Origin of the sequence: Moraxella sp. E33BD, assembly GCF_041807865.1 — a bacterium.
GTDB classification, from domain to species: Bacteria; Pseudomonadota; Gammaproteobacteria; order Pseudomonadales; family Moraxellaceae; genus Moraxella; species Moraxella haemolytica.
This window is the reverse complement of the sequence record NZ_JBGTZD010000001.1, coordinates 194,720-209,204: the sequence shown is the minus strand read 5'-3', so window position 1 is coordinate 209,204 and position 14,485 is coordinate 194,720. Positions and strand designations below refer to the sequence as shown.

The following is a 14,485-nucleotide window of genomic DNA, read 5'->3' as shown; positions in this document are numbered from 1 at the left end:
GAATCATTCTGCGTGTTGGTCGCTGTCGTGTACAGCACTCAAAAGAATTTGATAAGCGGTTTTAAGTTGTGTTTGTTCGCCTTCATCAATGCCTTTTTTGTCGAGCAATTGTGTAAAAATATCCATCTCACTGAGTGATTTTATATTCAGAGCTGTCGGCTGTACGGCAAGGGTCTTTTTATACAAAGCCTGATTTTGTATGCTTAATGCTAAAATATTGGTATCTTTTAATAGTTCTCGTATGTCTTGGGTAAGGGTGGGGCGTAGTGCAGATCCTGTATAGATAACTTCCACCCAGATGCTGTTAGGTTCGTCATAAAGCTGGGTAAGTTCATTGATGATATCATCCCAATCACCCGTGATGCGAGCCAGTCTTTGGAATACAGGAATGGGCAGGGTGTGAATTTTTGGTGGTTGTTCATCAGTAAAATCAATAATGAGTACTTGTTTGGATTTTCCTACTTCTCCAAAACCCATGGCAATCGGTGAACCGCAGTAGCGAATGTGTTCACAGCCTGCAACTTTTTGTGGTGCGTGGATATGACCTAAGGCAACATAATCAATCGCTTCATCAAAAATACTGGCAGAGACTTGCCCAAGCGTGCCGACATACAGCTCTCGCATGCCGTCATCATGAGATGATGTGTGCGACCCTGCAATGAATAGATGACCCGTGGCAATGATGGGGACTTTTTTGTGATGCTCGGTTAGAATGCGTGCTTGTTGCTCTTTGGCATGGGTGGCGAGTTTCTTGTAGTGGTTGGCGATTCCGCTTATGGTATCATATTCTTTATTTTTTATATCATCAAATATCCCACTATCACGAACATCTTTATCACGCAAATAAGGTACGGCCAGTATGATGGCTTCTGGTATGTCATCGTTATTTAATATGAGTAGCTCATCATCCACTTGACTGCTTGCCATGCCGATGACATGGATATTTAGGAAAGTTAAGATGGATTTTGGGGCGTCCAAGAAGGTTGGGCTGTCATGATTGCCTGCGGTGATGATGATATGGCGACAACTGCTTTTAGCAACCATGCCCAAAAAGCGATAATACAGTTCTTGGGCTTTGTTGCTGGGTGTCATGGTGTCAAAAACATCACCTGCAACAATCAAAACATCAACTGCTTGAGTGTTGATGAAGTCCACCAACCAATCCAAAAACTCGGCAAACTCTTCATAGCGTTGCTGTTGATGAAGTCGTTTGCCAAGATGCCAATCTGAAGTATGTAACACACGCAAAGTAGTGGTACTTGGTTTTGGTGGTGGAGTGGTCATGACATAAAAGCTGTGTGATATTGATAAATATGGGTGATAGCACGCTTAACGGTAAAGATGGGTTTTATACAACTGTCTTTACGGTTTTTGCTTTATCAAGGGCGGTATATAATCGATTGACTTCATCGGCAGAAGTTAAGTACAGTCTGGTTCTTAAAGCGTGAAATCTGCCTGTTTTAGATGGTTTGATTTGAATGCTGGCAGCATCAAATTTAGGAAAAATCTCTGCCAAAATTAAAGTAACTTCATGCAACAAAGCATCGTGTTCACCTTCATGACCAATGATACTGATGGGATAATCCATTGGAAAATTCCAAAGCTCTGGGTTTTGGATTTCTGTGCGTTTGGCATTGGTTGCGGTGGGTTTGCGGTTTAGGTTGGTAAGTTTCATAGCGGCTACCTGATTATTTATTATGTTATTTGGTGTGGTAAATAGATGGAGTCTTGCGGTGGTTTTTCAAGTTGTCTGGCGGATTGTCCTAAGGACTGTTTTTTAAGTAATCCATCAGAAACGAAAAATAAAATAACCACGCAGGGTGGCTATTTTATTGTCAAAAGCTGATTGGTTAAGCCAATCCTTGACTGACTTGAGCGGTCCGACTTGCCCTTTAATCATTTTCAAGAAATGAACGCAGATGCTCAGAGCGAGAAGGGTGGCGAAGTTTACGCAGGGCTTTGGCTTCTATTTGGCGAATGCGTTCACGGGTAACATCAAATTGTTTGCCAACCTCTTCTAGGGTGTGATCAGATGCCATGTCAATGCCGAAACGCATTTTGAGTACCTTTGCCTCTCGTTCGGTTAGGTTGTCTAGCACCTCACGAGTTGCTTCACGCAACCCCTCAGCAGTGGCACTATCTACAGGACTTGAGATGGTGTTGTCTTCGATGAAATCACCCAAATGGCTATCCTCATCATCACCAATCGGAGTCTCCATAGAGATAGGCTCTTTGGCGATTTTTAGGACTTTGCGAACTTTCGCCTCGTCCATATCTAAGCGTTCGCCCAACTCTTCTGGTGTGGGTTCACGCCCCATTTCTTGCAACAGCTGACGACTAACACGGTTAATTTTATTAATCGTCTCAATCATATGTACTGGAATACGAATTGTGCGTGCTTGGTCAGCAATAGAGCGAGTGATGGCTTGGCGAATCCACCATGTGGCATAGGTGGAAAACTTATACCCACGGCGATATTCAAACTTATCCACAGCTTTCATAAGACCGATATTACCCTCTTGGATAAGATCAAGGAACTGCAAGCCACGGTTGGTGTATTTTTTGGCAATGGAGATGACCAAACGCAGGTTGGCTTCAACCATGTCTTTTTTAGCACGGCGGGCTTTTGCCTCACCGATTGCCATTTGGCGAGCCACCGCCTTCATGTTTTTGACATCCATCTGTAGTTCATTTTCGTGAGCTAGGATGTTTTCTTGTAGGGCGATGACTTCAGGTAATACCTTTTCTAATGTCTCAGCAAAGGCAGGTTTGCCATCAATGCGAAGGCGTAGCCAGTCAAGATTGGTTTCGTTGCTTGGAAAGGTTTTTTTAAACTCGTCAATCGGCATCTTGCCACGACGCACCACCAAACGCATGATTTTGCGTTCATTATTACGAACATCTTCATACACTTCACGCATGAGCGTCATGACTTGGTCAGATAGACGGTTATTTAGTTTAATGAGCATAAAACGAGATGCTAATGCATCATAAGCTGCCTTAGCTTCCTTACTGCCACGACCGTGCTTTTCTAGGGCTTTTTGTGATTTGGCAAATAGAGTTTGAATCTCTTCAAAGCGGGTACGCACTTCTTCAGGGTCAAGGTTGCTGTCATCATCGCCGCCAGCAGCATCCATACTTCCGTTTTCTTCGTCATCGTCTTCTAGGGCATTAACTTTGTTTTCTTCTTTGATGTCTGTTAGGTCGATTTCGTTGTCGTCTTTGAGTTCAAATTCATCATCACCAAGATTTAAAAATCCTGAGACGATATCGGAGATTTTCTTTTCGCCTGTCTCGATTTGGGCGTATTCATCAAGCACGAATTTTACTGTACCTGGCCAGTAAGCCATAATGTACTGCACTTCTCGAGTACCTTCTTCGATGCGTTTGGCGATGCCAATCTCACCTTCACGAGTCAGCAAATCTACAGTACCCATCTCACGCATATACATACGCACAGGGTCGGTTGTGCGACCTGGCTCGGTCTCAACGCTCGCTAAGACGGCAACGGCTTCATCGGTAGCCATGTCGTCATCATTACTTGAGCTGGTCAAGATGATGTCATCTTCATCTGGGGCAACTTCGTATATAGGAATGCCTACATCGGTTAGCATCTGAATGATGTCTTCAATCTGGTCGCTTTCTGTAACTGATTCAGGCAGTTGGTCGTTGACTTCGGCATAAGTCAGATAACCTTGTTCCTTGCCTAGCTGAATCAAAGTCGCTAGCTGAGAATTAGAATGTTGTTCGCTCATGAATACTCGCTTTGTTATTATTTGCTTGACCTAAAAAAATACTGAATATTATAGCACAGATGCTAACAATATGGGGGTATTTGTGATTTTTTAAACCCTTGCTAAGAAATTTATGTCTTGATATCAAAGTCTATCCTAACATTCACAAAAACTTCAGACAAAAGATAAAACTTAAGCTAGCAAAATCACATAAATATCGGTAAAATAGCCAAGCTGATTTGACGTGATGGGTTTTTTACAAGTGAGTGCTTTACCCATGATATTACTCATTGAGATATTACCAACTGGTTGATTTATGATTGTACGATTTACCCCAAAATCTATTGGTTTTGGCACGCTATGTTTGCTGATTTTTTTGGTTGCCTGCCAAAAGTCGGACGAGCAAGATATAAGTACAATCACGGCACCGAGCGACACGCAGGTAAGCGTGCAGATGGATGCTGTGGTGGGGTGTTATACCGTTAGTCATGATGAGCCTGCTCAAATAAAAATCAGTCAAGATGATGGCGTTTTGGTCATGCAGATGAAAGAACCAAAAGGTAGCTCATCTGTTTGGGATAAACCCGAACCACTTGAAGTGCTGAATATACCGACAGGTTGGCGGTATTTTAAAGCAAATGGATTTGATATAAGTCAAGATGATATTGAACAGATTGTTGCACGAAAAGATGGTGCGATGGTTTTGGCACAGGTCAAAGAATCCATCAAAAATATCAATCCATTGTTAGATAGTCGCCATATTATGTATATTGTTCATGGCTCAAACACGGTTTATCAAGTGTCTTGCGATGATGATTTGATTGATTTACTTTGATTATGTTTGTGGTTGGTTGGTGTGTCAATCTTAGATTGATATCAAAGAATTTATAAGATAAATAGCGTTGATAAAATAAAAAAGGTGTCTGATGGGTATTGTTGGTTCTATCATTTTTGGGGCGATTGTTTATGTGATTGGTTTTGTCATTCATCGCAAGCACCTTTTACGCCACCAAGTCAATCACGAACGATTCTCTCTAACACACCCACTGATTATTAAATATCTACTGGCTTGTTTTGTCATTATGCTGGCGGTTAGTGCATTGGTTGGTCGCTTTTTATTAAACCACGAAACATTTGACTGGGCGTTTATCATCATCAACAGTCTGATTGCAACAGTGGTATTTTATTTTGGACTCAATCCTGACACCACCCAGATGAACTTACCTAATTAAAAAACCGAATTATTAATATCTTTGATTAATAATTCGGTTTTTTGATAAGTTTTAATGAAACCGCTCAAATTGTCAAAAATGATTGACAGATGATAAGAAGGGCTTTAATATCTTACCGTTTAGTGTACTTATGTTTATGATTTTGGAGTGAAATTATGTCTAATAAGCTGTTTGATTTGATTGAATCATCGGGTGCAAAGTGGGTGGATTTTCGTTTTACGGACACGCATGGTAAAGAAAAACACTTAACTTTCCCTGTCTCAAGCATTGATGAAGATGTTCTAGAAGACGGCAAAATGTTTGATGCGTCAAGTGTGGCGGGCTGGAAAGGTGTTGAGGCATCGGACATGATTTTGTTGCCAGATGCTAGCACAGCCTATTTAGATCCTTTTTTTAGTACGCCAACCATCGTTGTTGCTTGTGATGTTATTGAGCCTGATACCTTACAAGGCTACGCTAAAGACCCACGCTCTATTGCACGCCGTGCAGAAATTTATCTAAAATCAACAGGGATTGGCGATACTGCGTTCATCGGACCTGAGCCAGAGTTTTTTGTGTTTGATGAAGTCAAATGGGATATTGATATGTCAGGTGCTAGAAGCCAAGTTATTGCAGAGGCGGCGGCATGGAGTGCTGATAACGACTATCAATGGGGTAACTTAGGTCAACGACCTGCGGTCAAGGGTGCTTATGCAGTTACTGCTCCTGTAGATCACTATCATGAAATGCGTTCTGTGATGTGTGACCGCATTGAAGAAGTGATGGGGGAGGGTCGTATCGAGGTGCACCATCACGAGGTGGCAAGTTGCCAGCTTGAAATTGGTATCTCGTTTAATACCTTGCTTAAAAAAGCAGATGAAGTACAGCAGTTTAAGTATATTGTACAAAATGTTGCCAATCAATTTGGCAAAACTGCAACCTTTATGCCAAAACCGCTAGTTGGTGATAATGGCTCTGGCATGCATGTCAACATGTCCATCTCAAAAGATGGTGTCAATATGTTCTCTGGTGATGAGTATGCAGGACTATCTAAGATGGCACTATATTTTATCGGTGGTATCATCAAGCATGCTCGAGCATTAAATGCCATCACCAACCCAAGCACAAACAGTTATAAGCGTCTTGTGCCACACTATGAAGCACCGATTAAACTGGCATATTCGGCATCAAACCGCTCGGCTTCTATCCGTATTCCACATGTCAACAGTCCAAAAGCGGTGCGTATTGAAGCTCGCTTCCCTGACCCATCAGCCAACCCATACCTGTGCTTTGCTGCACTCTTGATGGCAGGTCTTGATGGCATTGAAAACAAGATGGATCCAGGCGAGGCAGCCGATAAGAACCTATACGACCTACCACCAGAAGAAGAAACTCTAATTCCAACGGTGGCAGAAAACCTAGAGGTGGCACTCAACGCTTTGCGTGATGACCATGAGTTCTTATTAAAAGGCGGTGTGTTTAGCAAAGAGATGATTGACAGCTACATCGACCTAAAAATGAAAGAAGTACACCGAATCAATGAAGTGGTTCATCCACTTGAATTTGATATGTACTATCGTGTATAACCGATGAAATATAAAAAAGTGCAAGTTCGCCTTGCACTTTTTTGTTGTCAATGATTAAATAAAAACCAATGTGCTTTTTGGTATTTTAGTTGGTATTTTTTGAGCGTTAAAATAATGGTTGATAAAATCTGCACTGATGTTTTTATTGTGGGCGGGGGTGTGGTAGGCATGACGCTTGCTATTGGGCTTGCTAGCCTTAAAAAACAAGTCGTCTTGATTGATGCTAAGCCTGCCATGAGTGATGAACAGCGACAAGCAGCTTTGGCTTATCGTGATGCTCGGGTGTATGCACTGAATTTGGCAAGTTTGGCGTTATTTGAATCCATCGGTGTGATGGACTTTGTGCGTCGTGCTGATTATACGGACATGAAGGTGTGGCAAAGTGATGGGCGTGGTGAGTTAAATTTTGCCAAAGAATCTATCAATCCGCCGATTTTAGGTAGTATGATTGAACCCATCGTCATCGATGAAGCACTATACAAACGAGCACGCCAAGCAGATTTGGCACAATATTTGACCGTGCTACATGACAGGCGGGTCGATGAAATCTTTGGCTTTGATATTCGCCATGACGGCATCAGCCTTCGCCTTATTTGTGATGCTGGTAACACCACCCTAGTGGACACCAAGCTGTTGGTGGGTGCTGACGGTAGGAGTTCTGTTGTTAGGCGATTATCTGGCATTTGGGTGGATAAACTTGACTATCAGCAGACCGCCATCTGCTGTGCCATCAAGACCGATAAGCCACATGAGCATACTGCACGCCAAGCCATGCTACCATCAGGCACACTGGCATTACTGCCTTTGGCAGATGTATCAGCAGAGGATGATGGGCGTTGGCATTCGGTGGTGTGGACACTACCCACTCAAATGGCAAAGGAATATTTGGCACTACCCCATGATGAGTTGATGCATAAATTAGCTCTTGCTAGTGGTTATGAGCGTGGGCGGATTCATCGCATTGAGTCTGTTGCCAGTTTTGCTTTATCTGTTCAGGTTGCCAAAAGCTATACCGCACCGCATACTTTACTGATTGGTAATGCTGCTCATGGCGTGCATCCTTTGGCAGGACAGGGGTTGAATTTAGGATTGGCGGATGTGGCGACATTGCTACAGCTTATCAGGCAGTCCGACCAAGACAGCAAGCATTTATTGCGTCGTTATGAGCGAGAACGGTGTTCATATAATAAAGTGATGATGCATGGGTTTTCGTTGATTAACTATGCTTTTGCAGGGAGTTTGCCACAAAAAGAGCCACTGAGATTTATTCGTGCTGAGATGGTAAATTTGGTGGGTAAATCTCGCTTGTTGATGAATTTTTTTAATAAAAAGGCAGGGGGTGGTTAGGTTTAATTCATAAAGATTGATTATTTTGGCTTGGCATTTATATGGGCAATCTTATCTCACCACTTAAAATCATGTTTCTGTGAGTAATGGCGTATATCCGAAAAACAATAAAGCCATGATGATCAGTCATGGCTTATCATTAACCTAATGCGCTAAAAAACACCATAAAAATCGGTGAGATGATATTGGTAATAAAACCAAAACTGATGATGGTGGGAATGATTTGTGTACCGCCTGATGCGGTTAAAGTTGGCAAGGTGAAGTCAAGACTGGTAACGCCACCAAGCCCAATCGCCGCTGATGATGAACGACGCATCATCCAAGGGATAAAGATGAATGCAATGATCTCTCTTAAAAGATCATTTAGTAGGGCGACACTACCCCACACTGCCCCATAAGCATCGGTCATCACTGTACCAGAGAGTGAATACCAACCAAAGCCTGAGGCGAGTGCTAGACCTTTTGTGATGCTTACCTCGTCAAATAATAGAGCAAAAGCTACACCACCAAAAAGTGTCGCCGCCGTAAAAATGACACTAATTTGTAAGCCTCGCTTGTTTAGCATCGCCTGTGTTAATGTAACACCAGACCCCTTTAAGCTGACGCCCACAAGGAATAAAAGTAGCATGAGCAGTGCGGTGGTTGTACCATTTGGTGGTAATAAGATTGGGGGTAGAAACCTTGCCATGATAAAACCCAGTGCCAAACAGCTGATCTGCATCAAGCTACCATGTAGGCTGATTTTGGTCTTTTGGGCAGGGGATTTGCTGTGATGCTTAATGGGAATAAGTTTGTCAAAAAGATACAGTGCAACTGAGCCAAAACCAACAGTGAGTGCGGTCAAAGTGCCTAAATATAAAGTAATTTCGTCAATTTTTTGGCTTAAATTATCTACCAAGCCAAGCTCAATACCAATGACGATGAGAATTAAAAATACCAAATAATTAAGCAAGCGTTCGGCAGTGATTACCCAGCTTGGGCGACTAGGTAAGCCAAATCCGACAAACATTGGCGTTAATATTAAAATCAGCGTCAGCAATCCATTCATTATTATTACTTCACTTGCTAAGATAGGGGGTGGTCGGTTTGGGCTTGCGATCCATAAAAAAGTAAAAAACACAGTAAATAAAGCATATTTTTAGCGATAATTTTGCTACAATAACGCAAAAATTCATTGTAAGCAAGATGCAGCACACTTTTTGGCTTACAAATGGATATTGTAACATTAATATGCCACAAACGCCACAGTTAGCCTATGAATAGTCAAGCCATCATGGATTTTTTTGAAAAAATCATCAAAGATCTTTATCAAAGTGTTTATCTGTTTTTGGGTGGTTCGCTTGATGATAATATGAACTGGACCGAGCGGGGTCTGGCGTTGTCAGCGACAGCAATTAAGATTATCATTTTGTTGTCCTTGATTGGCTTTATTTATTGGCTGTTGGTTTATTGCATCAAGCACGCTCGGGCATTTTTGCATCTATCCCAGCGACGAATGCGTATCATGCGTGCCATCCTTCGCTATGTGTGGTTTGTAACAAGTTTGATTGCAGTGATGATGCAGATTGGCTTTCATGCCGATACAGTTAAGGCGACAGCAAAGGCATCAGGCTGGATCGGTTTTTATTATGTGCTATGGACGACATCAGGAAGAATGCTAAGCGGTGTACTAAAACATTATGAGTTAAACGCATCGATAGAACAGCTGTTTAAAAACATGATTTTGGTTTTGGTGCTTGTTTTGGCATTGGCTAGTGTGCTTGCACAGTTTGGCTTTGATATTGTGTCATTGGTGGCAGGTCTGGGTATTGTGGGTTTGGCGGTGGGTTTTGCAGCCCAAAGTACGCTTGCCAACTTCATTGCAGGGATTACCATTTTGGTGGAGCAATCATTTCAGGTGGGTGATTGGATTCGTTTGGGGGATAAAGAGGGGAGAGTGGTGAAGATTTCATTGCGTGCCACCCAAGTTCTTGACCGTGATAATATCATCATTATTATTCCAAACTCTACCGTCGCCTCATCAGAAGTGGTTAATCTAACCTCTAAAAAGATGATTCGTTTTGATGTCAAAGCTCGCATTGCCTTAGATGCTGATATCAATCAGGCAAGAAGCATCATTGTTAAGACTTTATCGGCAGATGAGGTGGTGTTAAAACATCCAGCACCTATGGTAACTGTCAGTGAGGTGGGTGAATATGGTGTGTTTTTTATCGTGCGTTTTTGGGTTGCACCGCTGTCAGTAGCTCGTATTCCTGTCATCAAAGAGAATATCACCGAAAAAATCAAACAGGATTTGGATGATGCGGGCATTCATGCACCTTATCCGCATATGCGTTTAATGATGAATGGCGAGTCGTGGATGCAGCTTGCACCACATAAACCATCTGCTGACAACTTGAATGAAACCCTAGATGGTGCAGAACCTAAAAATCAGCTTTAATGGAACGGCTTAGGGTTATCATTAAAGGCAGTTTCGATGGTGAAGATGGCTAATGTATGCTATAATAGATGGTTTTGATTGCATTGTCTTATTGAGAAGTCTATGAGTAGCACCACCCCTGTTCTGATCAACCCCTTTTGTCAGTTTGATACTCGTGCTTTTGAGCTTGTTTTAACCTGTGCTGATGGGCTTGAAAATGCACTATTGATTGAGCTTAAGTCCTTTGGGATTGATGCTCACATCACTCGTGTGGGGCGTGTTCGTGCAACAGTCGGTCTTTCTCAGTTCTATCATTTGTGCCTATATAGCCGTGTGGCGAGCCGTATTTTACTGCCGATTGGCGAATATCATTTTAAGCAAAAACAGACCATCACCAATCAAATCTCAAAAGATGACAAAGGGCGTGCCATCAGTCGCACCATACAGACGCAGGTGATTGATGAAGATGTGCCAGAAGCATTGTATCAGTTTACTGCTCGTTACGACTGGACGCAGATTGTTGACCTAGATCATAGCTTTGCTATTCGTCTATCAACCGATAAGCGAATGACTATTAATCAGCAGTTCGCCACCTTGCGTATTAAAGATGCGATTGTGGATACCTTTAATCGTAAACTTGGGGCTCGTCCTGATGTCTCAAAGACGCCTGATATTCATATTTTTGCAGTGGCGAATAATCAGTTTGCTGAGTTGTTTTTGGATTTATCGGGCACCAGTTTGCACCGCCGTGGCTATCGTGTTGTTAATACCGCTGCTCCTTTAAAAGAAAACTTAGCATCTGCCTTATTGTACGAATGCGGTTGGCATACAGGGCAACACGATGCACTCATTGACCCAATGTGTGGTTCGGGGACTTTCATTACAGAAGCCATGCTGATGCGTGCTGATTACCCTGTAGGGCTAGATAAGACGACTAACGAGTTTGGTTTTTATCACTGGGCATACCATGACGATGCACTATGGCAACAGCAGGTCATGACGGCAAATGACAGATTTCATGCCAATTTGGATAAACTGAGTCAGAATATGCCTACTGTCATCGCCCTTGATGCCGATGCAACAGCGGTACACGCCTGCCATCAAAATCTCATGGCGTCAGGACTGTCGCCCATCATCAATCACATCACACTAAGACAGCAGCCACTTAGTGCCTTAAAAGATACGCTTGCCAAACTACAAGCGAGCAACCCTTTATTGATTACCAATCCGCCTTATGGGGAGCGATTGGGTGAGGCTGATTTTATTAAGCCTTTATATCAAGGTTTGGGCTTGTGTGCATCTGATGGTTTTGAGTGTGCTGGCATTCATCAAGCGACTTTAGCTGTGTTGGGTAGTCATGTAGAGCATGTTGATACATTGCCTATTATCAATCCTGCGACTTTGCGTTGTCATAACGGTGCATTGACGGTGTATTTTCGTCATGGTTCGCTAGATATACAAAGACAGCCAAGTTTGATTGAGCGATTTGAAAGACAGTATATCGTCAGCGAAGAGGCTCAAGAATTCATCAATCGCCTACAAAAGAACCTAGCTCACCTAAAAAAAGCTGCCAAAGTGGATGAGGTGAGTAATTTGCGTGTTTATGATGCAGATCTGCCCAACTACAATGTCGCCATTGATTTATATGGCACAAAGGTGCATGTACAAGAATACGCACCACCCAAACAAATCCCTGCTGATGTTGCCAAGCAGCGTTTTAATTCGGTGTTACATCACACAAGAGAAATACTTGGGGTGTTTCGTGAAGATGTTTTTATTAAAACTCGTGCCAGACAGTCAGGTAATGACCAATATACCAAAAATTCAGATGCTCAAACCAAACGCAAAAAAATGTATGTTGTGCGTGAATATGGGGCTTACTTTTATGTCAATTTTACCGACTATCTAGATACAGGGCTGTTTATTGACCATCGCAATATGCGTCAGATGGTTGCTGCTGCCAGCCGTGGCAAGCGAGTATTAAATCTATTTTCTTATACCTGTACAGCAAGTGTCCATGCGGCGATGGCAGGAGCAAAGTCTGTTACGAGTGTGGACTTGTCCGCCAATTATCTAGATTGGGGGCGTCAAAACTTTGCTCTAAATGGTCTGGATTTATCCGCCTATGTTGATGGCAAATTGAAATATCAATTCATCGCATCAGATGTTTTTGAGTGGATTAAAGAGCATACTGAGCAATATGAGGTAATTTTTATTGACCCACCAACTTTCTCAAACTCTAAGAAGTTTAAGGGGACTTTTGATGTACAGCGAGACCATGCTGCACTCATTAATCGTGCGATGAACCGACTCTCGGCTGATGGCGTACTGTATTTTAGTAACAACTACACTCGCTTTGAGCTTGATGAAAGTTTATTGGCTCGCTATGAAGTGGTGTGCTTAACAGATAAGACAACTGGCTTTGATTTTAATCCAAAAAAACCCATCCATCAAAGTTACCAAATCCGTCATAAAAATGGCATAAAAGCCATAGAAAGGTCTGTACAGACGCACCAAAAGCAAGTGGATGGTGAAGTCGTTAAAGATACGAATGAAAAACGCAGTGGTCGGAGTAGCTTTGATAAGCATGGTGACCGTACTCATCATGCCAGTAAGCACCGCTCTCATCAAGATGGCACAAAAGAAAGCGGGCGTAGCCGTTCCCAACAGGATAAATCTGCTCGGCATGGTCTAGCAGGTGGTTTTCATCAGCGTGGTATAAAAGATGAAACAAGGGCGGGGCGTTTTGATAGACAGTCCAAGCACTCTCATCGCTTTGATAAGACTTATGCCAATAAAGATGGTGATAATAACGCCCAAGCAGTCAAAAAATCCACCCCAAAGGTACGCTATGAAAAAATCGATGGTAAATTGGTCGCTGTTGCCATTGAAAACACCAAAAATACCAGTGAGACAAAAAAATATACCATCAAATCAAAATCCTAAACAACCCATGGCCATGGCAAGCTGTGAGCGATGGTCAAATGGGATAAATAAAGGTTAAAAACATCAATCATAGAATATTGAGCAAGATAACATGAACGACATGATAAACGACTTGAAGAATGATGCAGCACCGCTAGACAGTGATGACCTAGAGGTCATTCATGCCTTGTCGCATGATAACAAGCGAGATGACATGACCGATGATAATGATGAAACTCATGATTTTGACGATGGCATTAAATCAACTCGCTTTAAGAAATTACAAAAGAAACTTCGCAAGGAAGTCTCGTGGGCGATTCGTGATTTTAATATGATTGAAGATGGCGATGTGGTCATGGTGTGTATCTCAGGCGGTAAAGACAGCTTTACTTTACTAGATATTCTACTTTTTTTAAAGCGTATTGCACCGATTAATTTTGAAGTTGTGGCGGTCAATCTTGATCAAAAACAACCCAGTTTTCCTGAACACATACTGCCAGAATACTTATCTGAGCAAGGCATTCCTTACTACATTCTAGAAAAAGATACTTACAGTATCGTTAAGCAGGTCGTACCAGAGGGTAAAACTTATTGCTCGGCTTGCTCTCGCTTGCGTCGTAGCTCGTTATATGGCTTTGCTAAGCAAATTGGTGCAACCAAAGTGGCACTTGGGCATCATCGTGATGATATTTTGGCAACTTTCTTTTTAAACTTGTTCCATGGCGGTTCATTAAAGGCGATGCCGCCTAAACTGCTATCAGATGATAAGCAAAATATCTTGATTCGTCCGCTTGCTTATGTCGCCGAAAAAGACATCATTAAATACGCCAATTATAAAGGCTTCCCCATCATCCCTTGCAATCTGTGTGGCTCACAAGAAAACCTACAGCGAGCGATGATTAATGATATGTTGCGTGAATGGGACAATGCCCACCCAAAACGCCTAGCAAGTATGTTTAAGGCCTTGCAAAATGTTGCCCCAAGTCAGCTTGCTGACCGTGAACTGTTTGATTTTGAAAGCCTAAAAACCGAGCGGACGGATGATGAACGCCTGTTTGAAGGTGATAATATTCAAGTGGGTGTGGCAGATAAGCTGGCTGATATTGGACTGCCAACCAATCCTGAGGTGCAGACCTTTAATCCAAAATTTGACAAAGATAAAAAAATCCCTGTTATCAATCCTGTGTTATGACTTGTATCAAGATGGGTGGTTGGGCGTATTTTACCGCCTGCATTACCCATCTTAGCTATCAAAAAAGGATT

At 42.4% G+C, this 14,485-nt stretch carries 11 protein-coding genes; 7 read left to right on the top strand and 4 right to left on the bottom strand.

Annotated elements, in window-relative coordinates; translation table 11 throughout:
• Positions 1-3 precede the first annotated feature (3 nt).
• From ACERC6_RS00945 to rpoD, 3 genes are all read right to left on the bottom strand, one after another.
• Positions 4-1,284, bottom strand: a complete 1,281-nt coding sequence (locus ACERC6_RS00945; RefSeq protein WP_373627378.1) for an exonuclease SbcCD subunit D C-terminal domain-containing protein — start codon at positions 1,282-1,284, stop codon at positions 4-6.
• A gap of 64 nt (positions 1,285-1,348) precedes the next feature.
• Entirely contained in the window at positions 1,349-1,675 is a 327-nt protein-coding gene (locus ACERC6_RS00940; protein WP_373627376.1) for a YbeD family protein, read from the bottom strand.
• 217 nt (positions 1,676-1,892) lie between these two features.
• A complete protein-coding gene (gene rpoD / locus ACERC6_RS00935; protein ID WP_373627375.1) occupies positions 1,893-3,755 on the bottom strand; it encodes an RNA polymerase sigma factor RpoD in 1,863 nt (620 codons plus the stop codon).
• Between the two features lie 295 nt (positions 3,756-4,050).
• On the opposite strand from rpoD, the gene ACERC6_RS00930 reads away from it, so the two are divergent.
• The 4 genes from ACERC6_RS00930 (at position 4,051) to ACERC6_RS00915 (ending at position 7,878) form a co-directional block, all read left to right on the top strand.
• Positions 4,051-4,569: a hypothetical protein gene (locus ACERC6_RS00930; protein ID WP_373627373.1), complete on the top strand. Its 519-nt coding sequence runs from the start codon at positions 4,051-4,053 to the stop codon at positions 4,567-4,569.
• 91 nt (positions 4,570-4,660) lie between these two features.
• Complete coding sequence (locus ACERC6_RS00925; protein WP_284674389.1) at positions 4,661-4,966, top strand: hypothetical protein; 306 nt, start codon at positions 4,661-4,663, stop codon at positions 4,964-4,966.
• Between the two features lie 155 nt (positions 4,967-5,121).
• Entirely contained in the window at positions 5,122-6,531 is a 1,410-nt protein-coding gene (gene glnA, locus ACERC6_RS00920) for a type I glutamate--ammonia ligase (protein ID WP_284674390.1), read from the top strand.
• Positions 6,532-6,630: 99 nt separating this feature from the next.
• The gene (locus ACERC6_RS00915) at positions 6,631-7,878 is read left to right on the top strand and encodes an FAD-dependent monooxygenase (RefSeq protein WP_373627371.1); all 1,248 of its coding nucleotides are present in this window, start codon (positions 6,631-6,633) and stop codon (positions 7,876-7,878) included.
• Between the two features lie 139 nt (positions 7,879-8,017).
• Here ACERC6_RS00915 and ACERC6_RS00910 read toward each other — a convergent pair whose 3' ends face one another.
• Positions 8,018-8,926, bottom strand: a complete 909-nt coding sequence (locus ACERC6_RS00910) for a lysine exporter LysO family protein (RefSeq protein WP_373627370.1) — start codon at positions 8,924-8,926, stop codon at positions 8,018-8,020.
• Between the two features lie 207 nt (positions 8,927-9,133).
• Here ACERC6_RS00910 and ACERC6_RS00905 point away from each other — a divergent pair, with 207 nt between their 5' ends.
• The 3 genes from ACERC6_RS00905 to ttcA all read left to right on the top strand — a co-directional run bounded on the left by ACERC6_RS00905 (position 9,134) and on the right by ttcA (position 14,414).
• Positions 9,134-10,318: a mechanosensitive ion channel family protein gene (locus ACERC6_RS00905; RefSeq protein WP_284674393.1), complete on the top strand. Its 1,185-nt coding sequence runs from the start codon at positions 9,134-9,136 to the stop codon at positions 10,316-10,318.
• Positions 10,319-10,420: 102 nt separating this feature from the next.
• Positions 10,421-13,243, top strand: a complete 2,823-nt coding sequence (gene rlmKL / locus ACERC6_RS00900) for a bifunctional 23S rRNA (guanine(2069)-N(7))-methyltransferase RlmK/23S rRNA (guanine(2445)-N(2))-methyltransferase RlmL (RefSeq protein WP_373627369.1) — start codon at positions 10,421-10,423, stop codon at positions 13,241-13,243.
• 193 nt (positions 13,244-13,436) lie between these two features.
• Positions 13,437-14,414, top strand: a complete 978-nt coding sequence (gene ttcA / locus ACERC6_RS00895; protein WP_373627426.1) for a tRNA 2-thiocytidine(32) synthetase TtcA — start codon at positions 13,437-13,439, stop codon at positions 14,412-14,414.
• Positions 14,415-14,485 lie beyond the last annotated feature (71 nt).

Bases quoted from the DNA above. Each gene is read 5' to 3' on its own strand.
- rpoD (WP_373627375.1), bottom strand. From the start codon at position 3,755: ATGAGCGAACAACATTCTAATTCTCAGCTAGCGACTTTGATTCAGCTA.
- ACERC6_RS00925 (WP_284674389.1), top strand. From the start codon at position 4,661: ATGGGTATTGTTGGTTCTATCATTTTTGGGGCGATTGTTTATGTGATT.
- ACERC6_RS00945 (WP_373627378.1), bottom strand. From the start codon at position 1,284: ATGACCACTCCACCACCAAAACCAAGTACCACTACTTTGCGTGTGTTA.
- ACERC6_RS00930 (WP_373627373.1), top strand. From the start codon at position 4,051: ATGATTGTACGATTTACCCCAAAATCTATTGGTTTTGGCACGCTATGT.
- ttcA (WP_373627426.1), top strand. From the start codon at position 13,437: ATGACCGATGATAATGATGAAACTCATGATTTTGACGATGGCATTAAA.
- ACERC6_RS00905 (WP_284674393.1), top strand. From the start codon at position 9,134: ATGAATAGTCAAGCCATCATGGATTTTTTTGAAAAAATCATCAAAGAT.
- glnA (WP_284674390.1), top strand. From the start codon at position 5,122: ATGTCTAATAAGCTGTTTGATTTGATTGAATCATCGGGTGCAAAGTGG.
- ACERC6_RS00910 (WP_373627370.1), bottom strand. From the start codon at position 8,926: ATGAATGGATTGCTGACGCTGATTTTAATATTAACGCCAATGTTTGTC.
- ACERC6_RS00940 (WP_373627376.1), bottom strand. From the start codon at position 1,675: ATGAAACTTACCAACCTAAACCGCAAACCCACCGCAACCAATGCCAAA.
- rlmKL (WP_373627369.1), top strand. From the start codon at position 10,421: ATGAGTAGCACCACCCCTGTTCTGATCAACCCCTTTTGTCAGTTTGAT.